Here is a 21,264-nt window from a genome sequence, read left to right on the forward strand (position 1 = left end):
GCGCGTGCTGGGTTCGCAAAAGGAGAGGGAACTTCTCAGTCGCCTGCGGGAAGCGGTAATCAACTTTGATGAGGAAGCTGTGGTGGAGACGGCTAAGGAATGCATAGAAAGGGGGATGGATGCCACCCGGGCCATTTTTGAAGGGCTGGTGCCGGGAATTGAAGAGGTGGGCCGTCTTTATGAAGAAGAGATATATTTCATCCCCGAAATGCTTTTATGTGCCGACGCCCTCTACCGGGGCCTGGAGCTGCTCCGGGAGCACGTGGTCAAAAAAGACGTGGGCGTCAGGGGAAGGGTGCTCATCGGGGTGGTGGAAGGGGATATCCATGACATCGGTAAGAACATCGTGAAGATGATGTTTGAGGCTTCCTCCTTCGAGGTTTATGATCTGGGGAGGGATGTACCCCTGGAAACTTTTATCCGGGAATACAGGAGGCTAAAACCAGATCTGGTTTGTCTTTCGGCCATGATGACCACCACCATGCTTAGAATGAAGCCGCTGATTGCCAGGCTGAAAGAGGAAAATCCGCAGGTGCGGATTATGGTGGGCGGGGCGCCGGTAACCGAACACGTAGCTGCCCGCTGGGGAGCCCACGGTTACGCTCCCAATGCCCCCCGGGCTTTAAAAGCGGCCATCGACCTGCTGGTGGCGGTGAGAAATCACCTCGCCGGCCGTACCGCAGGATGATCTTGGGGGCTGCAAAAGCATCTTCGCTTCACAAACGGCTGGACGTTAGAAAAAGAAATGCCTGCCAACTGTTGGGGGTTGAAAATCGACCTTTAGCCGGGCAATAATTGCAATTGATGGCAGGAAAATTTACATCCAGCGCCGAACCTGGTAAAATGGTGCAAACATTTTCTTTTGTCTTTTGTTTAGCCAAAGAGCATTTTATTTAAACATCCTTAAACTCCCGTTTTTGCTAACTAGCCGTCCAAAAGAAGGGGGTGACGCTGCCTTTCTGCGGCAAGCATTAAAACATTAAGGAGGTGGACAATTTATAAAATTCGTGATTAACTAAAAACCTTTGCACGACCTAATGGAAATTATGCTTGGGGGGGTAAAATGTGGCGAAGCAAATGTTAATTGATGCCATCCGGGGGAAGAGAACCCCGAGGGCACCGTGGGTTCCTTATGCCGGCGTCCACTGTGCCTTTGTGATTGGCGAACCAGCGGACAAATTTCTAAAGGACCCGCAGCTGCTTGCCAAGGGTGTGGTTGAAACGGCCAGGAAGTATAAGGCTGACGGGATTCCCCTGGTTTTCGATCTTTCCGTGGAGTCCGAATCCATGGGATTAGAAATCAAGTACTGGAAGGACAACGTCCCATCGGTCCAGTCTCACCCCTTATCCGACAAGACCGTGGAGGAGGCCGGCCTGAAGGTTCCGGGTCCCAACGACGGCCGCTGGCCGGTGCTTTTCGAGGCCGCCAGGATTGCCAAGCCCCAGCTGGACGAACTGGATTGTGCCTTAATGGGCCTTGCCTGCGGGCCGCTCACCCTGGCAAGCCACTTAGCTGGTGTGCGCATCTTTACTGATGTGGTCAAGAACAAGGAAAAGGCACATCATGTATTAAAGTTCTGTGCTCAAGTTGTCAAGAAGTCGGTGGAAATGTATTGCGACATGGACTGTGATATTATCGCCATCGTAGACCCGGTAGCCTCACAGATCCGGAACGAAACATTTAAGGAGTTTGTTCACCCCTATTGCCAGGATGCCATCGCCGTCATTCATGAAAGAGGAAAGACATCCAGCTTCTTTATTTGCGGCGACGCCACAAAGGTGCTGGAGTCCGTTTGTCAGATTGGTACCCACGGATTTGCTATAGACGAGCAGTTAAACCTGACATTTGTGCGGGACCTGGCCAGGAAATACGGGGTTGGTTTTGGCGGCAACCTGAAGCTTACCCTGGCCATGTCCTTGGGGATTGTTTCACCGCGGGAGGATGCCATTGTCAGCCTGGCTGCCGGTGGTACGCACGGTTATGTATTCGCCCCTGGATGAGATATGCCCTATGATGTTCCGTTGGAACACATGGAGCAGATTCTGGAAGCCAGGGAATGGTTTGAAAAGTACTATGCCAAGTATCCCGAGTCCTGGTAAAAAGGGGGGTAAAATATGTCCGAGCAGAAAATCAAGATTGACGTGCTTACCCTGGACAGCGTGCAGTGTGCCGCCTGTGGCTACATGATGGAGTCCATTGCGGCCATGCCCCCCGATGTGCAGGAGATGATTGAATACAAGGAATGGTCCATTAAAAACCAGGCCGGCATTCAGAAGTTCCTGGAGCTCAATGGCCGGGTACTGCCTACAATTTGCATTGAAGGCGATCTGGTTTTCGAGAGCGTTATTCCCCAGTATGAAGAACTGATTGACGAATTGGCCAAAAGGGCTCCAACTCCCGAGATGCGCGAGCGGATACTGTCCTTACGTGATAAAGGCTTTGATTTCGACCGGATTAAAGAGAACCTGGAAAAAGCGGGCGCCGGTCTTCATACCAGAAGGGATTCTACAGTCGAATGAAGTCGTTGCGCCTGGAGCTAATCTACGCGGGGGATCACAACCTTTCATGCTACTATGCCGCAAAGGTGGTGGAGGCTGTGGTCCCCTTTTTCCCCAACTTGCTTGAGTGGGAAAAGGTATATATCAGGCAAAAAGAAGGCGCCCGGAGGTTTTACGAGCTCTCCGTTTCGCTGTACGGGGAGGAGGATGTAAGAAAGCTACACTGTCACGCACCCATCCCGTCGATTTTTATTAACGGTGAGATGGTATTTGATCGCATACCGTCGGTGGAGGAACTGGCGCAGAGCATCGAAGATTTCATTTGCCGCGGGGGGAACGGAAAATGACGGGGGATTACGGGCACAGTTTCGCCGGTGAATTGCTGGGCACCTTTATGCTGGTGTTTTTCGGGTGCAGTACGGTGGCTGTAACAGTGCTTTTTTCGGCCCATACAGGACTTTTTCAAGTGGCCGTGGTCTGGGGGATTAGTGTGACTCTGGCCATATATGCCACCCGGCATCTTTCATGCGCCCATTTAAATCCGGCCGTCAGTCTGGCCATGGTCATTGCCGGTCGTATGGACGTGAGAAAACTGCCCGTATACTGGGTGGCCCAGTTAACTGGTGGTTTTCTGGCCGGTGCTGCCGTTTATGCCATTTTTTCCCCTTCCATGGCCGTTGTGGAAGCTGCCCGGCATATTGTGCGCGGTGCTCCCGAATCCGTGCTAACCGCCATGCTTTTCGGCGAATATTATCCCAATCCGTTTTCCCCCGTGCTCTGTTCTGTTTCTCCAGCAGGTGCTTTTGCGGTGGAAGCTCTGGGTACCTTCTGGCTGGTGTTAATTATTTTCGCCCTGACTGAAGGATGCAATGTGGGTCGGCCTTCCAGCGACGTAGCGCCCATTTTAATCGGACTGACCATAACTGTTCTGATCAGCATTTTTGCTCCCCTGACCATGGCTGGATTCAACCCGGCCCGGGATTTCGGCCCCAGGTTGTTTGCCTTTCTGGCCGGTTGGGGGAAGGTGGCCATTCCCGGTCCCCGGGGTGGTTTTTTCACCATATATATACTTGCCCCTTTGGTAGGCGGTTCTTTGGCATCCCTGTTGTTCCACAAGCTGCTGGAGCCCTTGATGCGCGGTAAGCACGGCGCTTGCAGTTGCAAGGATCATTTTTCCCTGTAGCATGGTACGGGTGTAATCCGGGTGATATTAAGAAAGCAACGCCGGAAAGGAAGATGAAAATGGGAAACAGGGTGAGCATACTGGTCTTTGGCACCTCACCTCCATGCCAGAAATGCCTGCAGGCCGAAAGGGAGGCCCGGCAGGCGGCGGCTCAGTTTCCTCCGGGAGAGGTGACGGTGGAAAAACAGGACGCCTTTTCGGAAACAGGACAAAAATACGGGGTCATGATCACTCCCGCCGTGGTGATAAACGGCAGGATGGTGGCTGCCGGCAGGTTGCTTACGGAACCGGAACTGGTGGAGCTGATCAAGAAAGAGAGGGGGGATTGACGTGCCCGTTAAAATGGAGGTCTTCAGCGGTAATCCTCCCTGTCCCGGGTGCCTGGAGATGATCAAACTTTGTGAGGCAGTGGCCGGCGAATACGGAGGGGAAATAGATTTTAAAAAGTATGTGGGTGAAGAGGGGCTGGAGAAGTTTAACGAATACAACATGTTTTGCGTTCCGGCGGTGGTGATCAACGGTTATATTAAAATCGAAGGGGTTGTTCCCACCCGTTTTACCCTTTTGAACGCATTGAGGGAGGGTGGATTATGTCTAAAGTAAGCATTGAGGCCTTTTTGTCCGTCCCACCCTGTTCCGGTGGCATTGCCCTGTCCCGGTTGCTGGAGGGTATCCAGAGGGAATTTGGCGAAAAGGTGGCCATTACTATTCACAGGGGGCCGACCCCTCGCCTGGAGGAACTGAAAATATCCGCCACCCCAGCTATAATTGTGGGCGACCTGGTCAGAATCATGGGCGTATGTCCCGACAGGGAAACGGTTGTGGCCGCCCTGCGGGAATGCGGTATGATATAAAAACCTGCCGCGTGCGCTGTAAAGGCAGGTCCGGGAGTGGGAAAGGTGAGACCCATCCTTATCGAAATCATCTATGAAGGCGACCACTGTATCCCTTGTGTTTACATGCTTGAAACAGTGGAAGAGGCCATAGGCGATATGGGGGACAGGGTGAAGCTGGAACTGGTCTACCTCCGGCAGGAAACGGGCGGCCGTCGTTACAAGGAGCTGTCGGAAGGGCTGGGCGGGCCGGCTCCCATCCCGTCCATTTTCATTAACGGAAGGTTGTATTTCAGCACCACACCGCCGGTGGAAGAGCTAAAACAGACCCTGCAGGGGCTCTTACAGGCGGGTGAATAGGTCATGTATATATACAAGACCAAGGGGATTTGTCCGCCCGAAATCCACTTTCAACTGGCGGGAAATATCCTGACCGGCGTGAGGTTTGTGGGCGGGGGCTGCCGGGGCAACGCCCAGCTCATCAGCCGCCTGCTGGAGGGCCGGGAGCTAAGTGAAGTGCTCCCCCTCCTGAAAGGAATTCAATGCCGGAATGACACATCCTGCCCCGACCAGCTATTCCAGGCCATCCAGTTGGCCCGGGAGGGGAAGCTCAGGGAAGAGGAGCCGATCACTATTTATGAAGCTCCAGCGTCCTATCAAAGGGTAGCGGTAATTGCCGAGGTAAACGGAAATGTTGAGGCATTGCGGGTAGCGTTGCGCCAGCCTGTTGAAGCCGTTTTCTGCCTGGGTAACCTTACCGGTCCGGCAGGGGACAACGACGGGGTGGTTGAACTGGTGCGAAGGGAGAAGTTGGTTTTTATACAGGGCCCATTTGACCGTACTCTCCCCTGTACCAAACCGGAGAATCGAGAATTTCTCCGGCGGGCACCCCTCTATCTGCGGTTTCAACTGGGGCGGTGCCGTGTCCTGGGGTTTTACAGCGGTTTTATCCAGGAATTAAGCGGCTTTTCGGATTATGCCCCCTATTCCCTGGAGTTGCTCATGGTGAGCAATCTATCCGACTACTTGCGCAATGAGAGCGTCTTTTCCGCCCTGGAAGCCATGACCGAACAGTTTTCCGTCGATTTGGTTCTCTTTGCTTCTACCAATGAGTGGAAACATGTACGCCTGGGTAAAGTGGACTTCATTAACGTGGGTCCTCTAAAAGAGGACGGCCAGTTTAAATACGCCTTGCTGGAGTGGGCGGGGGAAGAATTACAAGTTTCCTTTGAAACGGTGAAGGCATAGCGGGGAGGGAAGGGACGTGCGCCGGGTGCTGGTGGATGTATTGCTGACCGATTTCCGGCAATGAGCGGCCTGCGTCTACATGGCGGAAGCGGTAAAGGCTTTACCGCAGGAAATTAAGGACATAATCGAGGTCCACGAGTGGGACATGAGGACGCGGGAAGGAATAAAACGTTTCCTGGAGTTAAAGGCGAAATCCCTGCCCAGCATTGCCCTGGACAACGAACTGGTCTTTGAAGCCGTTATTCCGCCGCAGGAGGATTTGATCGCGGCCATTAAAGCAAGATATGCCGGTTAGTTCTGGCGCGGGGGTGTAGGAAAATTATGTCAAAGGTTTTTGTGGAGGTATTGCTCACCGACCAGTGAGCGTCCGGGCCGTATATGGCCGAAGCGGTAAGGGCCTTACCGCAGGAAATACAGGACGGCATTGAAGTGTTTATCTGGAATGTGAAGACCCTGGAAGGAATCAACCGCAAACTGGAACTGGGGGCCAGGGTCATACCTGCCATTGCCCTGAACAACGAAGTGGTTTATGAGTCCACCATACCTCCCCAGGATGAGTTGATTGCCGCCATTTTAAAATGCAAAGATAATTTTCAATGGGGAGATGCAGGGGGGAGCCCGGTGTATTTGCAGGAAGTTACCTTAACCGGTTTTAAATCCTACGCCACGGAAACGGTGGTTAATTTTAAGTCCGGCATTGGAGTAATCATCGGTAATAATGGCGTGGGCAAAACAAATGTACTGGATGCCATTGCCTGGGCCGTGGGCGAGAGCGATCTGCAGCGGTTGCGCTGCCAGCAATATGGGGACCTGTTTTTCAGCGGGTCGCAGGAATACCCTCCGGCGGAAACGGCCAGGGTGGCCCTGACCATTAAGCTAGGTGAGGATAAAAAAGCCCCGCAGGTTAAGCTGACCCGGCAGGCCCGCCGCCAGGGAACGGAAGAATTCTTCTGTGACGGGGTTGAGCTGACGGCCGCAGGTTATTACCAGAAATTAACCGAACTGGGACTGGAAAATGTTACAAAAACAGTGATCCGGCAGGGTCAGGTGGAAAGCTTTCTGCAGCTGGGACCCGCGGATCGGTTTAGATATGTAAAAGCACTGTTCAATGAAAAGGTGGATGGAGATCTAATCGGCAGGATTAACGCCCATTTCAAGAATTTCTTGAGCATACTTGTCCCGGAGGGAGGGGGCGAGCTGTTCCTGGTTGATACCAGTGGTGAACCCGGCCTGGCCGTTGAAGTCGTTTTTCCTGGAAAAGGAAGAAAGAACCCGCTCCTTCTTTCCGGCGGTGAGAAAACCATCTGTTCGCTGGCCGCCAATCTGGCCCTTTTTGAGGAATTGCAGAGCCCCTTTTACCTGTTGGACGAAGTGGAGCCCGCCCTGGATTGGATATATCACCACCATATGCAGCAGTTATTCAAGAAGCTGGCCCGGAACAGGCAGCTGATCATGATCACCCACTTGCGAAGCACCATTGAGCTGGCCGATACCCTGCACGGGATTCGCGCCCGCAGGGACGGCACCTCCTACGCGAAGTTCTACTTTGACATGGACGAACGTATCCTAAGGGCTTACCAATGTTGTTGTTAAGAGGGGCGAGTTACATGGAACTGGAAACCATCGAACAATTCAGGAATTTGGTCCTTAAGTTGGGGCTTCCCAGGACGGACATGGTTTTGTTTGGGATTGTCTGCCCCTACTGCGGCAAGAACGACCGCATCAGGCCGCTGGAACCGCCGGAGGAACTGAACGAAGAAGATCTGGGTCGGACAAATATGGATCTCTACCGCAGGATATGGAGTGAATTGCAGCCTAAAGACGTCCTGGCCGTGTGTAAATTTTGCCATAACATTATGCACTTGCAGGGCGAGGCTAAAAAAGCAATACCATTGTATGAATGGTAGCCAGGGGGGGAAACCATGGCTGACTTCACAGACGTTTATCTCATTACCGGGTTTTTGGGCAGCGGAAAAACCACTTTTTTGAATCGTCTCATCCGCCAGTTTCCCAGGAACCGGAAATTGATGGTATTAATGAATGAGTTTGGTGAAATTGGCGTTGACGGCACGCTGGTGGCCGGTGAAGACCTGGATATCCTGGAAATCAGCAAGGGGTCCATCTTTTGCGCCTGCGTGAAAACGGATTTTATCAAGGGCCTTTACGAGATTGCCCAAAAAATCAAGCCGGACATTTTGTTGATTGAATCTACCGGTGTGGCCAATCCCGTTGACCTCAAAAAGGACCTGAACTTGCCCATATTTAAGGGTCGTTTTCAGTTTAAAGAGCAGTTTTGCATTATCGATGCGGCCAACTTCCTGGATGCCTTCCAGGTCTATGCTTCGGTGGAAAAGCAAATATCCTCCTCCACCAGATTTATTATCAACAAGATCGACCTGGCTTCCCGGGAGCAGGTTGAAGAAATAAAAAATCTCGTAAAAAAGTACCACCCCGATCCCCACTTTTACGAGGCAACATATGCCGATATAAACGTGGCCGAGCTTTTATCTTTGGAGCAGCCGCTTGAAGGCGTGAGGTATGAACCGGGGCGTCCAATGAGCGAAGAGGAACTGGAACGGTACGTGGAAGAGCTGTTGTCCGATATTCATGAATCCCTTACGCCCCCCGACCTGCTAATGTCTGCATCCTTTTTCTGGAAGGGAGGCGCGCTATCCGATCTCCGGGAAATGACGGCCCGGTTACCCCGGGAAGTGCTCCGGGTAAAGGGCTTTGTGCAAATAGAGGGCCGGCTTCACCTGTACAACTATGTGATGGGCCAGTGCACCATTGAAATGCAAGATGTGCCGGTGAAGGAGAATCAGATCAATGTGCTGGTCTTTATTGCCCCGCCGCAAATCATGCCGGCAGTGGAAAAGCTCATGGGCGATTTTAACTTTGTGAAAACGGGGGAAATCAACCGCCAGGAATTTTTTCAAAAGCGGTAGTTTGCAGGAGGTAATTATGCGTATTGTCTCGCTGGTACCCGGTCATACGGAAACCCTTTTCGCCTTGGGGCTTGGCGAGAAGGTGGTGGGGGTTACCGCCCACTGTGATTACCCACCACAGGCAACGGGTAAAGAACAGGTTGGTCTTTTTAACCGTCCGGACGTAGGCAGGATTATCTCGTTGCGGCCCGACCTAGTCCTGGCCGGGGGAGCTATACACCGGGGTTGCGTGGAAGAGCTGCGCCGGGCGGGAATAACGGTTTTTGACTTTGCACCCCGCCGGGTTGCGGAACTGCTGGAGGGAATGGAAGAGATAGTGCGTATTACACTGGCCGGTGAAGCGGGCCGTTCGGCGGTGGCCACGTTCAGGGCCAGAGTAGCCGGGCTCCGCGAAAAGGTGGCACGCCGTTCCCGTATCAGGGTTCTTTTTGTCATGGGTGAGAAGACCCTGGTTACGCCCGGACCGGCTTCCTGCCAGTATGACGCCCTGAGAGTGGCCGGAGCTGATCTTTTGCCCGCCGCCTACGAACCCGCCGTTTTGCTTTCCCGTAGCGAGATACGTCGCTTTAACCCGGAAGTAATTTTGGCCTGCGGTCGGGTTTCCGGTGAACCGCCAAAAAAGAGGTGCCCGGGCTGCGACCTGCCGGAACGCCCCTGCGTACGGGATGTGGCAGACATGCTGAACCACCCCCTGTTGACGGGGGTTGACGCGGTAGAGAAGAAATGCGTCCATGCCGTTCCCTGCCACTGGTTGTGCCGGCCCGGACCACGCCTAATCGACGGGATGGAGAGGGTGGCCCAACTGTTGCAGAAAATTTCTCGTCCGCTAACCGGCTAAAATAAACCATTCAGGGGGCTGTTTTGACCGTTGAAGAAAAGAATCTTGCGCTGGTGCGGCAACCGTTTTACACTCTTTAAAAGAGGTTTTGAAAGGAAAGAAAGTTTTGTTGTGGCTAAAAGTTTAGTAGAAGAGCAATAATTATCAACCCTATAATCATGCAGGTGTAATTTTAATTTAACTTATAGAAAAAAAAAGGGGGGTAGAGCAACCGAAAAGGAGGGGCAAATTTCCGGCCGTGGTTTTTGGGCTTGCGCAGGTGATTACTAACTTTTTAGAGACTTTAACAGTGGCTTGCTGCTGACGTTGCAGGATGACCGAACTGTAATTTTAACCGTTCGGTTAAGAAAACAATTGTTAAAAGAAAGGAGAATGGGAAATGACACCTGAAAGGGAAAAGGACATTCTGGGGAGACTGGCCGAGGGTGTACTCAATTATGATGAGGAAATGGTGCGCCAGGCGGCCCAGGAGGCACTGGATGAGGGGATGGACGCAAATAAGGCGGTTTTTGATGGATTGGTGGCCGGTATGAAGGAAGCAGGTGACTTGTATGAAAAACAGGAGTACTTTGTCCCCGAGCTCCTTATGTGCGCCGATGCTTTGTACGCCGGGCTGGAAATACTCCGTCCGCATATGAAATCAACGAAAGAAGGCGGCGGGGTAAAAGGCCAGGTGGTCATGGGAGTAGTGCAGGGAGACGTGCACGATATCGGCAAAAACCTGGTGAAGATCATGTTTGAAGCTTCCGGTTTTGAGGTGCACGACCTGGGCAAAGACGTGCCCTTAGAGAAGTTCGTGGAGGAACAACTGAGAACCGATTCGGAGATTGTGGCCCTCTCGGCCATGATGACCACCACCATGGTGGGCATGAAAGATATTATTAAAGCTATTAAGGAGAAGAACCCCAAGGCCAAAATTATGATTGGCGGTGCTCCGGTAACCGATGAGATTGCCGACCGTTTTGGCGCGGATGGTTATGCCAAAGATGCCAGCAACGCCCTGAAGGAAGCCATAAACATGATCGCTTCTTTAAGAGAGTTGTAAGGGGAGGATGAAGCAAAAGTGCAGCACCAGGTAATCTTTCAGCCTTCCGGGCGCCGGGGAATGGTGGAGCGGGGTATCACCCTGCTGGAAGCGGCCAGGGAACTGGGTGTGGACATTGAAAACCTCTGTGGCGGTGCCAAGGTCTGTGGGAAATGCAAGGTTAAAATAGAAGAAGGTTTTTTTGAAAAATTCGGCATCGAGTCCAGCATGGAGCATCTTTCTCCACTCCAGGAGGAAGAAAGGGATTGCCTTAACGAAGCGGAACTGGCGGACAATTACCGCCTGGCCTGCTGCTGCGAAGTGCTGGGCGATGTGCTGGTCTTCGTGCCTGAAGAAAGCCGGGGAGCCAAGCAGGTGGTGCTGGAAACCGGCAAGGAACGGAAATTCAACCTGAACCCCGCCGTGCGCAAATATTATGTGGAAATGCCGGAAGCCACCCTGGAGGACCACCGGGGTGATTTCGAGCGCCTGCGGGAAGCCCTTCACGAGCACCACGGCCTGCCGGCGGACCTGGAAATCGACTACTTTGTGTTGCGGGACCTGCCCAATGTGGTCCGGGAAGGCCGGTGGAAGGTGACGGCGACCGTTTGGAACAACCGGGAAATTATCCGGGTGGAGCCCGGAATGAAGGATACCCTGGTCGGCCTGGCCGTAGATATCGGTACCACCACGGTGGCCGCCTACCTCTGCGATTTACGTACAGGGCAGGTGCTGGTGGTTGACTCCATGATGAACCCCCAGGTGCGCTACGGCGAAGATGTGCTCTCCCGGATTACCTACTCCATGATGAATGAAGATGGTCTGGAGAAAATGCACCAGGCCATTATCGAAGGGCTGAACACCCTGGCCCAGCGCATGACCGAAAAGGTCGGCCTTTTGCCCACCGATATCGTAGATATGACCCTGGTCTTCAACACCGCCATGCAGCATATCGCCCTCTGTATTGATCCCAAATTCCTCGGTCGTTCTCCTTTTGCCCCGGGGACCAAGCAATCAAGGAACATCAAGGCCCGCGATCTGGGCGTTAACATCTGCCGTGCCGCCATTATCCATACCCTTCCCGTGGAATCTGGCTTTGTCGGCCCGGACAACGTGGCCGTGCTCATTGCCGAAGAACCTTACCGGGAACCGGAGAAAATCCGCCTCATCATTGACATCGGTACCAACGGTGAAATCGATCTGGGCAACGAAAAGCGCCTGCTCTGCACTTCCTGCGCCACCGGCCCGGCCCTGGAAGGGGCCCAGATCAAGTTCGGCATGCGTGCCGCACCGGGAGCCATTGAAAAGATACGCATCAATCCCGAAACCCTGGAGGTTTCCTACAAGGTTATCGGACAGGAGAAGTGGTACCCGGAAATTCAAAAAACGGAGGCCAAAGGTATTTGTGGTTCCGGGATTATCGATATGGTGGCGCAGCTTTTCCGTTCCGGCGTCATCGATCGCTCCGGCCGGTTTAACATGAAGATCAATCACCCCCGGGTTCGCCGCGGTGCCGACGGTAAACCGGAGTTTGTGGTGGCCTGGGCCGAGGAAACGGCCATCGGCAAGGATATCACCTTCACCCAGGCCGACGTTAGGGCGGTGCAACTGGCCAAGGCGGCCCTATACGTTGGGGCCAAATATCTGATGGAGAAGCTGGGCGTGGATAAGGTGGACAGCGTAACCCTGGCCGGTGCCTTTGGCAGTTACATTGACCGGGAAAGCGCCATGGTCATCGGCATGTTCCCGGACTGCGATCTGGAAAACGTGCAGGCTGTGGGTAACGCCGCCGGGGATGGTGCCAAGCTGGCCCTGCTGGACGTCGGCAAACGGGAAGAGGCGGCCTGGATTGCCCGGCGGGTGGAATTTGTGGAGACGGCCATTGAACCGGACTTCCAGACCCGTTTTGCCGCCGCCATGGCGTTACCGCACTCAACGGATAAGTTCCCCCACATCCAGCACATTCTGGATGCCATTCCCAAACGCTAAAGGAGGATTGTATCGTGTTTAAACTGAGCCGTCCCCAGCGGGTGTGCCGCATCGGCCGGTGGAACATCGGCGGACAGCCCGGGGAAAACCCGCCCCTGCTGATTTCCTCCATGTTTCATAACGGTGATCGAATTCTGGAGTCCCGCAAAGAAAGGAAGTTCGACCGGGAAAAGGCAAAAGAATATGTTAAACGGCAGGAAGAACTTTCGGCCCAAACGGGCATACCGGCCCTGGTGGCCATGGTGGCCACTTCAGTGGATGAGATGAAGACCTACATTGACTTTTTCCTGAGCATCAGCGACCAGCCCTTCGGGATCGACGTGTGGGTGGAAAAAACCCGGCTGGAAGTGGCCGAATACATTGCCCGGCTGGGCATCCAGGACCGGGTGCTGTACAACAGCATCACCCCCTGGGACAAGGACATCCCCGGCCAGGTGGCCCGCCTGAAGGAACTGGGCATCAAACACGTGGTGGTCCAGGCCTTCAACCAGGAAGATCAGACCCCCAAAGGGCGGGTAACCGGGCTCAAGAAGATGCTGGACATAATTGGCGAGGGCACCTTTGAAACCATCCTGGTGGATACTGCCGTAATGAACCTGCCCTCCACCTCTTTCTCCTGTATTGCCTGCCGGCTGGTCAAGGAAGAATTCGGCTGGCCCGCCGGGGTGGCTTCCTCCAACGGCACCTACATGTGGAAGGCGGCCCGGGAAATGTGGGGCAGTGAAGGTTTCAACGCTATGAATGCCGCCGGGCAGGCCATTGCCGCCCTGCTCTGGAGCGACCTGCTGTTCAGCGGCCCAATTGTCAACATTCCGAAAATTATCCCTGCCGTCACCACCGCCAGTCTGATGCTGTCAACGCTGGTTTACGACGAAACTGGTAAACTGCCGCCGAACCAGGATCACCCCCTGTACAAATTCTTTGCAGACTTTGTGAAGCAACTGCAGTGATCAGGTTGTACCGGGTGCCGGATGTCAAAAAAGGAGGAAACCGGTTATGCCTAAAATTACTGAAGAAATGAGGAATATGGTTGAAAAGGAGCAGTGTTTTATTGTTACCGCCGATAAGACGGGGCAGCCTTCCGCTGCCCCCAAGGGCTCCATGCTGGTGCTTGATGAGCAAACGCTGGCCTACGGGGAACTGGTAGGCAAACAGACCTACCGCAACCTGCTGGAAAACCCTAAGGTGGCTGTGGTGGTTACCGACCGCCAGGCGCTGAAAGGTTACCGGTTCATGGGCCGGGCTGAGCTGCTCTCCGAAGGGCCGCTTTATGACCGTTTCGCCGAAAAGTTTGCTCAAATGGGCCTGCCCAAGCCGAAGGCAGCGGTCAAAATTATCGTGGAAGAAATTTACGATTTGTCAGTGCGCAACCCAGGTGTAAAAATCAGTTAAGGAGGTTACCTCATGTCCATGAAACCGCGGGATAGGGTTCTGGGTCTTTTTGAAGGAAAAGAAGTGGACCGCATGGCCTGCTACAGTGGTATGGGCAACGTGACCACGGCGGGCCTGGAGCAACTGGGCTACAAGTTTGCCGAAGTGCACACGGACCCGGTAAAAATGGCCAATTCGGCGGCCACTTCCTATAAGCTGTTTGGTTATGAATGTGCCGTAGTTCCCTATGATATGTGCGTGGAAGCGGAGGCCATGGGCTGCGTCATGAACGCCTATGAGGACGTGGCGCACCTTTTGTATCCGACCATCAAGGAGAAACTGATCCACTCCCCCGACGAAATGACCAAGGTAACTATTCCGGACAATATAGCCGAGCGGGGTCGTTTCCCCCTGGTGATGGAGGCCATTTCCCTGCTCAAAAAAGACATCGGCGACGAAGTGGCCATCGGTTCCTGGTTTTTAGGTCCCTTTACCCTGGCCGGCCAGTTAATGGACTTGAACGACCTGTTCAAGCTGGTCTTTAAAAAACCCAATGAAGTGAACATTTTACTGGACAGGCTGGCCGACCTGATCATCACCATGGCCGCCAGATACCGGGAGGCCGGGGCGGACTACATCACCATCCGGGAAATGGGTGCCCCCACCGACGTGCTCAGCCCGCGGAGCTTCCGCCAGGTCATCAAACCGCATCTGGAAAAGATCTTTAAAAACATTCCGTCGCCGAAAATCCTGCACATCTGCGGGGATACCAACCTGATTATCGGCCTCATGAACGAGTGCGGTGCCGACGCCATCAGCGTGGAGACGAAAAACGACCTGGCCAAGAGCCGGGCAACCATTGGTCCTGAACCGCTGCTCTTCGGCCACGTGGACGGATATAACGTCCTCTGCAACGGGACGCCGGAAGACGTGGAGAAAGCGGTCCTGGCCAGTATCGAAGGCGGCGTGGACGCCGTCTGGCCTTCCTGCGACATCTGGCCGACCGCTCCCCTGGAGAACCTGCGAGCTATGGTGGATACGGTTAAGAAATACGGTGCGGAAAAGTGGGCTCGCAAGAACAGGTAAACAAACACCCTTAAAGCGGGGCTGGTGAAAATCGCAGCCCCTTGCCCTGCCTGTGCAGGAGATTGTAAGCCGTAGTTTGGCTGTTTAGAATGGAGGCTTTCAGGATGGCCATGGAAAGGGCACTGAAACAATCCCTGACGGCATTTGAAATAAAAAGATACCTGCTGGAACTGGGGGCCACCCTGGTGGGTTTTGGCGATGTCAGCGAGGGCCTGGCCGGGGAATTACGGCACCTGCCGGTAGCCATTTCCCTGGCCATCCGGCATCCCTCCCCCGGGCGAAACCTCATCCATACCACCCGGGGACCAATTTATTCTAACCGCTACCAGCAAATCGATTTAAAACTGGAACAATTGCAGAAGCGCCTGGTGTCCTTGCTGAAGAGCCACGGATTTAAATGCCTGGCCATACCCCCCGATTCCCACCGGCATGATACCAGGTTTGTGGCTCGCCTGTACCCCCTCTTTCCCCACAAGACGGCGGCCACCTGCGCCGGCCTGGGCTGGATCGGCAAGAACGGTCTTCTGGTGAACGAAACCTACGGCCCCCGCTTGAGCTGGGCTACGGTGCTGACCAATGCCCCACTGGAGGTTTCTGCCACTCCTTATGTTTCCGGCCGCTGCGGCAAATGCCGCCGCTGTGTGGAAGCCTGCCCTGCGGGAGCCATTGCCGACCGGGAGTGGGTGCGGGATGAAGGGCTGGTGCCCCATATTGATGTGGAGGCCTGCCGCCGCCAGTTGGAAAAAAACCGGCAACAGGTGGGGGAGGATATTTGCGGTCTCTGCATTCTGGCCTGCCCCAGGGGGCAGGCTAGCCTCAAAGAAGTGCGGGTTCTCCGGTGGGTTTTAAGGTAAAAACACTTAATTTTTCTTCTGCGGTAAGCGGACAATAGTTTTAGTATTTGCCCCGGAATTAATTAGTTTTTTATAAGACATCCATGCCGCTTTTAGCGGCACCAGCGGATAATGAATTAATTAAATATAATGATTTGTTTAAATATTAAGTACATCATTGAAATTTTGTGAAAGGAACAGATTAGAGATGAAAATTCGAATTGTAAGCGGCTTTTTGGGGTCTGGGAAAACCACCTGTATTTGCAACATGCTGGAGAAGAGGGAAGGTATCACCAGTGTGCTGGTAAATGAGTTCGGCGACATCGGTATTGATGCTGAGCTGATCCAGCGGGGAGAAGCGGTGGATATGGTTGAGCTCCCCAGTGGCTGTATTTGTTGCACCCTGAGAAATGATTTGGTGCAGGCGGTAGAGGAAATAAAAACCAGGGTCAACCCGGAGCGTCTGATTATTGAACCATCAGGCCTAGCGGTACCTTCGGGTATCCTGGAGGCCCTGGAACCCGTAAAGGAAAAATTGGGTTTGGAGATTGAAGCGATTATCGGTATCGTAGATGCCGACGGTTTTTTGCCCAACCTTGAGTCCGGCCTGTTTGGTGATTTCTATACCGACCAGTTGGCCAATTCCGATATTATTCTGATCAACAAGGTGGATTTGGTGTCGCCGGAAACGCTCCAGAGGGTAGAGGAAGAGATTCGTAAGTATAACCAGTCGGCGATCATCCTACATACTGTAAACTGCCGGGCTGAAATCCCGGCACTGGAAAAACATGAAGGAATTGATTATCTACATTTACACTTTGATCATGAATTTGACTCCCTCGCCATTACTCCGGAAGGTATTTACCGGCGGGATGGCATTGAACAGGTCCTGCGGGACGCAAAAGAAGAAAAATTTGGTCATATCTATCGTGCTAAAGGAATTTTTCAAACCGGGGAGGGTTACTACAACTTTGACCTGGTCCACGGCCAGATCAATTTTAAGAAACTAAAGGGTGGGAGTGGCAATAAGTTTATTTTTATCGGCAAAGGTTTTGATAAAAAGGCGGTTGAGGAAAGCCTGGCCCGGGCCAGGACATAAAACCCGGGGAAGGAGAGATTACCCGGCATGGGCGCCGTTGTAGAATGGAAAATCGGGGACGTTTGGACTCAAAAGGAACCCTTTTATCTCCCGGTGGGAGAGGAAATACAGTTATTTGAAGCCGCGGCGGCGGGGCGGCTGCCGGTGATGCTCAAGGGACCCACGGGATGTGGGAAGACCAGGTTTCTGGAATATATGGCCTACCGGTTACGCCGTCCCCTGGTTACCGTGGCATGTCACGAAGATTTAACCACTGCCGACCTGGTGGGGCGATATCTTTTAAAGGGTGAAGAAACAGTTTGGGTCGACGGACCGCTTACCACGGCTGTAAAACGCGGTGCCATCTGTTACCTGGACGAGGTGGTGGAAGCCCGCAAGGATACCATCGTGGTCATTCACCCCCTCACTGACGACCGGCGCTTTCTTCCACTGGAAAAAAAGGGGGAAGTAATTAAGGCGCCGGACACCTTTATGCTTGTAATTTCATATAATCCGGGTTATCAGACAATTTTAAAGGACCTCAAACAGAGCACCAAGCAAAGGTTTGTGGCGCTGGAATTTGATTTTCCACCGGCCGATTACGAGACAGAAATCGTTCGCAGGGAGGCGGAAATAAACTCCGATGTGGCCGCCAAGCTGGTTAAAGTGGCGGGGAAGATGCGCACACTTAAAAACCGGGGTCTGGAAGAAGGAGTAAGCACCCGCCTGGTGATTTATGCCGCCACCCTGGTTAAACATGGTATTGAGATGCTAGAAGCGATAAAAACAGCCATGATTAAACCTATTACCGACGATCAGGTAATTCAAAAGAGTCTGGAGGAGATTGCCGCCACCCTGCTGGCGGAGGGCTAGACCGGAGGATTGAGGTAATGTCCGAAATAAAGGATCGGGCAAAACATGTTTGGGCTGTAGATAAAAGCACCCTGGAGGATGTCCTGGACGGTAAAATGAACCCCGTCCTGCGTGAGGCCTGGCAGCAAGCCGTGGCTATTCTGGAGACGGCCGGGGATGAAGAATTTTACCAGCACTGGCTGGCAGGGACGGGGGAGCTCATGGCAGCATCCTGGGAAGTAATCTGGGAATGGTTACACCGCAGCCCTGGCACCCTCGGTATTGTTACTCCAGTTGCGTTGGTTCCATGGGCCCGTTGCAGCGCCCTGGTGGCCCGGTATGCTCCCGCCGAGGCGGTGGGGTTGATCCGCTCCGGACGCCGGATTTTAGCACAGATACCCCCTGACATACAGCAGTCCTTACTGGAGGACTGCGCGATTTTAGCCCGGATTAACTGGCCGGCAGCAACGGTGTTTTATGCCAGTTTACCCATGCTGGCCCAGTGGTCTGATAAAGGCGCCGTGAAGAGATGGGTGCAGGCGGGTCTAGCCCTGGCGGGACAGGATGTGGAAATGGGGCGGGCTTATTTCGCAGCCCATAGCCTTTGGCAAAAGGCTTCTTTCAGCGACCTTTTTGTTCCCTGGGTTACCTGGGGCCAGGAATTGGCCCGGATTACTCCGGTTATGGCGCAGGCTTATTTCACCAGCACTCCGGTGCTGGCTGGTGCCCTGGGCGAACAATTTTCCACATCCTTCCTGGCAGAGTGGGCCGACTGGGCCAGATTCCTGGCCGAACAGGATGTCGAAACGGCAATCGCCTTTCTGAACAGCAGCCCGGGGGTGCTGGGTTCAGGTATGGGGGTAGCTCTTAAGGAATGGGCAGAGTGCGGGCGAGAACTTTTAACCCGTGATCAAAAAGTGGCCCGGTCCTTTTTTGAAATGACCCACCGGGCCTTGCAGCAGGCCACCTGGCCGGAGGTACGGGCCTGGGTTGAACGGGCGGTCCGGGAGTGTGGGGAAAACGCGGAAAAGCTGGCCGAAATGATGGCTTTGGCCACTCGTGAAAGCATGGCCCTGCTGGCCGGTCTACGCCAGGGGATCACATTGGCGGAGGAGGAGCGCAGCCTGGTTACGTACGGGGCAGCCCTCTTTGAGCGGCCGGTAGTTATAAAACCCAGTAACATTCTCCCCGTAGAAATAACCGGAGGAGATCGCCTGTTTGCCACCACCGATGGCCGGCGGGTTTACCTGCCGGAAAACGTGAATGTTTTTCCGGCCCGGGAAAAGAATCAGGCCCTGTTAAGATTAATGCTGGTGCACGAAATGGCTCATCTGGCGGAAGGCACTTACCGGTTAACCGCAGCCGAACTGGCGGAGGCGGCCCGTCGCACTGGTTTACCGGAGGCGCAACGGGGAGAAGTATCCTGTCTGGAAGAGTGGCTGGACCTTTTCCCGGACTATGCCCTGATGCGTACCGTTTTTGAACTGGTGGAAGACGCCCGGGTTGATCATCTTACCCGGGTGAGATATCCGGGACTGGTCCGGGAATACCATGAGTTTGGCAGGCTGGCGCCGGTGCCCTTTCCCTCCGGTACCCGGGAGGCCGGGCTGGCTTCCCTGGCCAGGTTGTCTTTGGGGCAGCCGGCCCCGGAAGATATGGCCATCGAGCCGGGTCTTCTTCTCCAGCAAAAAATATTTGCCAACCGGTCGGCTACCGTGAAGGACAGCCTGGAAGTGGCCGCCGCCTGGTACCGTTTTCTAGCAGATAAGCCTGCTGCCGGAGGGGAAGCCCGTTACCCCCAGGCCCTCTACCGGGGCCGGTTACGGCCGGACCTTGTTGCCGTCAATGCCGAGGTGGAAGCTGAATCCTCGCCGGTAAAGAGCCGGCAGAGGGTTGAAAGCCGCCTTCGGGTTAGGCCGGGTCCGCCGGGTACGGCCACTGCCTACCGGACGGGCAAATTTTACGGTGCCTTAAAAAGCCTTTTGCAGGGCTTTTTCCAGGAAGAATACACAGCCTACCGCAACGTTTACTACTACGATGAGTGGGACGTTACTGTGACCGGATACAAGCCTGACTGGTGCCGGGTGGGTGAAGTTGTTTTGCAGCCCAGCACCCGGCGGTTTGTGGAACAAACGTTAAGGGATTATTACGGCTTGATCAGCACTCTGAAAAGATATTTCGCCATGTTGCGCCCCGACCGCTTCCGGCGCTACCGCCGCCAGGAGGAGGGGGAACAGGAGGATATTGACGCCATTGTTGAGGCCTGGGCCGAGCGAGCCGTGGGGGCGCCGGCTACCGGTTTCATGATCCGCCGGGATAAGCGTTTGCGGGATGTGACAGTGGCCTTTTTATTGGACCTTAGCGGCTCCACGAACCAGGTTTTGGACAACGGAAAGACCATTCTGGATATTGAAAAAGAAGCGGTTATTATCATGGCCGAAGCACTGGAGGTGATTGGTGACCGCTACGCCCTCTACGGGTTTAACGGGGAAGGGAGACAGAAGGTTAATTTTTACATCGTTAAAGAGTTTAACGAGCCATACGGGCAGCAGGTCCAGCAAAAGTTCGGGGGTATGGTCAGTGATGGCCTCACCCGCCTGGGGGCGGCCATCCGGCATGCCACCAACAAGCTGCAATCGGTAGAGGCAGCGGTAAAACTGCTGCTGATCTTGAGCGATGGGCGACCCTACGATGTGGATTACTGCGCTGCTAAAGGCAACAGCGATCTGCGCTCTTGGTTAAGTGCAGACTATACGCTTTATGCACGGGAAGACTGCCGCATGGCTCTTCGGGAAGCACGAATGAAATGCATAACGCCCTTTTGCATTACGGTGGATCGTAAGGGAAAGGAATATCTGGAGGAAATTTTTGGACCTGGCGGGTATGTGGTAATTGACGATGTGACCATGTTGCCGGAAAAATTGCCATTAATTTATAAAAAGTTGACCGTTTAACGGAGGAGGAACATCTTATGCAAAACAATATCTGTGGAGCCGGTTTATCCGCACGCCCGAGAGAACCCTGCCCTCGTTGCGGAACTCCCGGCTTGCCTGTAAAGGTGATCACCGTATCCAGTTTGGTTGTCGATGAAAAACTACCCCTGATAAGAGGAGATTCCTACCATTTATGCACCTCGCCGGAGTGCTCCGTGGTTTATTTCAATGGTAGCGGTAATGTATTTGAGGAAAAAGATTTAAAGGTGCCGGTATGGTTCAAAAAGCATGCTGGACCCGTACCTGTGTGCTACTGCCGCGGAGTGACCGACCGGGAGATCCTGGCCCATATTGAAAAAGGGTGTTGTTCATCTCTCGCCGACATCCAGCGTCATACCGGCGCGAATACGGGTAAAGAATGCCTGACCAGAAACCCTGCCGGCCGTTGATGTAAACCGGCGGTGCAATCGGTGATTGCACGGGGTTTGGCTCAAAAAGATTCAAATTAAGTAATCTTGTGAGATATTATTGCAAATTCTGGTAATAAATTTT

Annotated in this window: 26 protein-coding genes; 25 read left to right on the forward strand and 1 reads right to left on the reverse strand. The window is 53.7% G+C overall.

The window, feature by feature from the left end:
• Window positions 1-4: 4 nt before the first annotated feature.
• Window positions 5-688, forward strand: coding sequence for a corrinoid protein (locus tag J2Z49_RS01640; RefSeq protein ID WP_307399257.1), 684 nt, complete (start codon window positions 5-7; stop codon window positions 686-688).
• Between the two features lie 28 nt (window positions 689-716).
• On the opposite strand, the gene J2Z49_RS01645 is transcribed toward J2Z49_RS01640, so the two are convergent.
• Window positions 717-881 (reverse strand): hypothetical protein, encoded by a 165-nt coding sequence (locus J2Z49_RS01645; RefSeq protein WP_307399259.1) that lies wholly within the window; start codon window positions 879-881, stop codon window positions 717-719.
• Window positions 882-1,065: 184 nt separating this feature from the next.
• Here J2Z49_RS01645 and J2Z49_RS01650 point away from each other — a divergent pair, with 184 nt between their 5' ends.
• The 24 genes from J2Z49_RS01650 (at window position 1,066) to J2Z49_RS01765 (ending at window position 21,161) form a co-directional block, all read left to right on the forward strand.
• A complete protein-coding gene (locus tag J2Z49_RS01650; RefSeq protein WP_072869497.1) occupies window positions 1,066-2,001 on the forward strand; it encodes a uroporphyrinogen decarboxylase family protein in 936 nt (311 codons plus the stop codon).
• Window positions 2,002-2,115: 114 nt separating this feature from the next.
• On the forward strand, window positions 2,116-2,520 hold the full coding sequence (locus tag J2Z49_RS01655; RefSeq protein ID WP_072869498.1) for a hypothetical protein: 405 nt from the start codon (window positions 2,116-2,118) through the stop codon (window positions 2,518-2,520).
• A complete protein-coding gene (locus tag J2Z49_RS01660) occupies window positions 2,517-2,846 on the forward strand; it encodes a hypothetical protein (protein WP_307399262.1) in 330 nt (109 codons plus the stop codon). The genes J2Z49_RS01655 and J2Z49_RS01660 overlap by 4 nt, the downstream gene beginning before the upstream one ends.
• The gene (locus tag J2Z49_RS01665) at window positions 2,843-3,682 is read left to right on the forward strand and encodes an MIP/aquaporin family protein (protein WP_307399264.1); all 840 of its coding nucleotides are present in this window, start codon (window positions 2,843-2,845) and stop codon (window positions 3,680-3,682) included. Before J2Z49_RS01660 ends, J2Z49_RS01665 begins: the two co-directional genes overlap by 4 nt.
• A gap of 59 nt (window positions 3,683-3,741) precedes the next feature.
• A complete protein-coding gene (locus J2Z49_RS01670; RefSeq protein WP_165613237.1) occupies window positions 3,742-4,011 on the forward strand; it encodes a thioredoxin family protein in 270 nt (89 codons plus the stop codon).
• Window position 4,012: 1 nt separating this feature from the next.
• Window positions 4,013-4,285 (forward strand): thioredoxin family protein, encoded by a 273-nt coding sequence (locus J2Z49_RS01675; protein WP_072869504.1) that lies wholly within the window; start codon window positions 4,013-4,015, stop codon window positions 4,283-4,285.
• A complete protein-coding gene (locus J2Z49_RS01680; protein ID WP_072869506.1) occupies window positions 4,273-4,536 on the forward strand; it encodes a hypothetical protein in 264 nt (87 codons plus the stop codon). Before J2Z49_RS01675 ends, J2Z49_RS01680 begins: the two co-directional genes overlap by 13 nt.
• Before the next feature lie 45 nt (window positions 4,537-4,581).
• A complete protein-coding gene (locus J2Z49_RS01685) occupies window positions 4,582-4,875 on the forward strand; it encodes an HUIPC motif thioredoxin-like (seleno)protein (RefSeq protein ID WP_131821489.1) in 294 nt (97 codons plus the stop codon).
• Between the two features lie 3 nt (window positions 4,876-4,878).
• Window positions 4,879-5,763: a TIGR03905 family TSCPD domain-containing protein gene (locus J2Z49_RS01690; protein WP_307399267.1), complete on the forward strand. Its 885-nt coding sequence runs from the start codon at window positions 4,879-4,881 to the stop codon at window positions 5,761-5,763.
• Window positions 5,764-5,842: 79 nt separating this feature from the next.
• Window positions 5,843-6,058 (forward strand): thioredoxin domain-containing protein, encoded by a 216-nt coding sequence (locus J2Z49_RS01695; RefSeq protein ID WP_072869511.1) that lies wholly within the window; start codon window positions 5,843-5,845, stop codon window positions 6,056-6,058.
• A gap of 83 nt (window positions 6,059-6,141) precedes the next feature.
• Complete coding sequence (locus J2Z49_RS01700) at window positions 6,142-7,356, forward strand: AAA family ATPase (protein ID WP_307399270.1); 1,215 nt, start codon at window positions 6,142-6,144, stop codon at window positions 7,354-7,356.
• A gap of 14 nt (window positions 7,357-7,370) precedes the next feature.
• Window positions 7,371-7,670: a hypothetical protein gene (locus J2Z49_RS01705; RefSeq protein WP_307399271.1), complete on the forward strand. Its 300-nt coding sequence runs from the start codon at window positions 7,371-7,373 to the stop codon at window positions 7,668-7,670.
• A gap of 15 nt (window positions 7,671-7,685) precedes the next feature.
• Complete coding sequence (locus J2Z49_RS01710; protein ID WP_307399273.1) at window positions 7,686-8,708, forward strand: CobW family GTP-binding protein; 1,023 nt, start codon at window positions 7,686-7,688, stop codon at window positions 8,706-8,708.
• Window positions 8,709-8,724: 16 nt separating this feature from the next.
• Window positions 8,725-9,546 (forward strand): ABC transporter substrate-binding protein, encoded by an 822-nt coding sequence (locus J2Z49_RS01715; protein WP_307399274.1) that lies wholly within the window; start codon window positions 8,725-8,727, stop codon window positions 9,544-9,546.
• Between the two features lie 379 nt (window positions 9,547-9,925).
• Complete coding sequence (locus tag J2Z49_RS01720) at window positions 9,926-10,591, forward strand: corrinoid protein (RefSeq protein WP_307399276.1); 666 nt, start codon at window positions 9,926-9,928, stop codon at window positions 10,589-10,591.
• 18 nt (window positions 10,592-10,609) lie between these two features.
• Window positions 10,610-12,559 (forward strand): ASKHA domain-containing protein, encoded by a 1,950-nt coding sequence (locus J2Z49_RS01725; RefSeq protein WP_307399278.1) that lies wholly within the window; start codon window positions 10,610-10,612, stop codon window positions 12,557-12,559.
• Between the two features lie 14 nt (window positions 12,560-12,573).
• Entirely contained in the window at window positions 12,574-13,509 is a 936-nt protein-coding gene (locus J2Z49_RS01730) for a tetrahydromethanopterin S-methyltransferase subunit H family protein (RefSeq protein WP_307399279.1), read from the forward strand.
• Window positions 13,510-13,555: 46 nt separating this feature from the next.
• On the forward strand, window positions 13,556-13,951 hold the full coding sequence (locus tag J2Z49_RS01735; protein WP_307399281.1) for a pyridoxamine 5'-phosphate oxidase family protein: 396 nt from the start codon (window positions 13,556-13,558) through the stop codon (window positions 13,949-13,951).
• 12 nt (window positions 13,952-13,963) lie between these two features.
• The gene (locus J2Z49_RS01740) at window positions 13,964-15,016 is read left to right on the forward strand and encodes an MtaA/CmuA family methyltransferase (protein WP_307399283.1); all 1,053 of its coding nucleotides are present in this window, start codon (window positions 13,964-13,966) and stop codon (window positions 15,014-15,016) included.
• 104 nt (window positions 15,017-15,120) lie between these two features.
• Window positions 15,121-15,870: a 4Fe-4S double cluster binding domain-containing protein gene (locus J2Z49_RS01745; protein ID WP_307399285.1), complete on the forward strand. Its 750-nt coding sequence runs from the start codon at window positions 15,121-15,123 to the stop codon at window positions 15,868-15,870.
• Between the two features lie 187 nt (window positions 15,871-16,057).
• Window positions 16,058-16,948: a CobW family GTP-binding protein gene (locus J2Z49_RS01750; RefSeq protein ID WP_307399286.1), complete on the forward strand. Its 891-nt coding sequence runs from the start codon at window positions 16,058-16,060 to the stop codon at window positions 16,946-16,948.
• A 27-nt stretch (window positions 16,949-16,975) separates the two neighbouring features.
• The gene (locus tag J2Z49_RS01755; RefSeq protein ID WP_307399288.1) at window positions 16,976-17,800 is read left to right on the forward strand and encodes a CbbQ/NirQ/NorQ/GpvN family protein; all 825 of its coding nucleotides are present in this window, start codon (window positions 16,976-16,978) and stop codon (window positions 17,798-17,800) included.
• A 17-nt stretch (window positions 17,801-17,817) separates the two neighbouring features.
• Window positions 17,818-20,733, forward strand: coding sequence for a nitric oxide reductase activation protein NorD (locus J2Z49_RS01760; RefSeq protein ID WP_307399290.1), 2,916 nt, complete (start codon window positions 17,818-17,820; stop codon window positions 20,731-20,733).
• 17 nt (window positions 20,734-20,750) lie between these two features.
• Window positions 20,751-21,161: a (2Fe-2S)-binding protein gene (locus tag J2Z49_RS01765; RefSeq protein WP_307399292.1), complete on the forward strand. Its 411-nt coding sequence runs from the start codon at window positions 20,751-20,753 to the stop codon at window positions 21,159-21,161.
• The last annotated feature ends 103 nt before the right edge of the window (window positions 21,162-21,264 follow it).

The sequence above is a fragment of the Desulfofundulus luciae genome, from assembly GCF_030813795.1.
GTDB lineage: Bacteria > Bacillota > Desulfotomaculia > Desulfotomaculales > Desulfovirgulaceae > Desulfofundulus > Desulfofundulus luciae.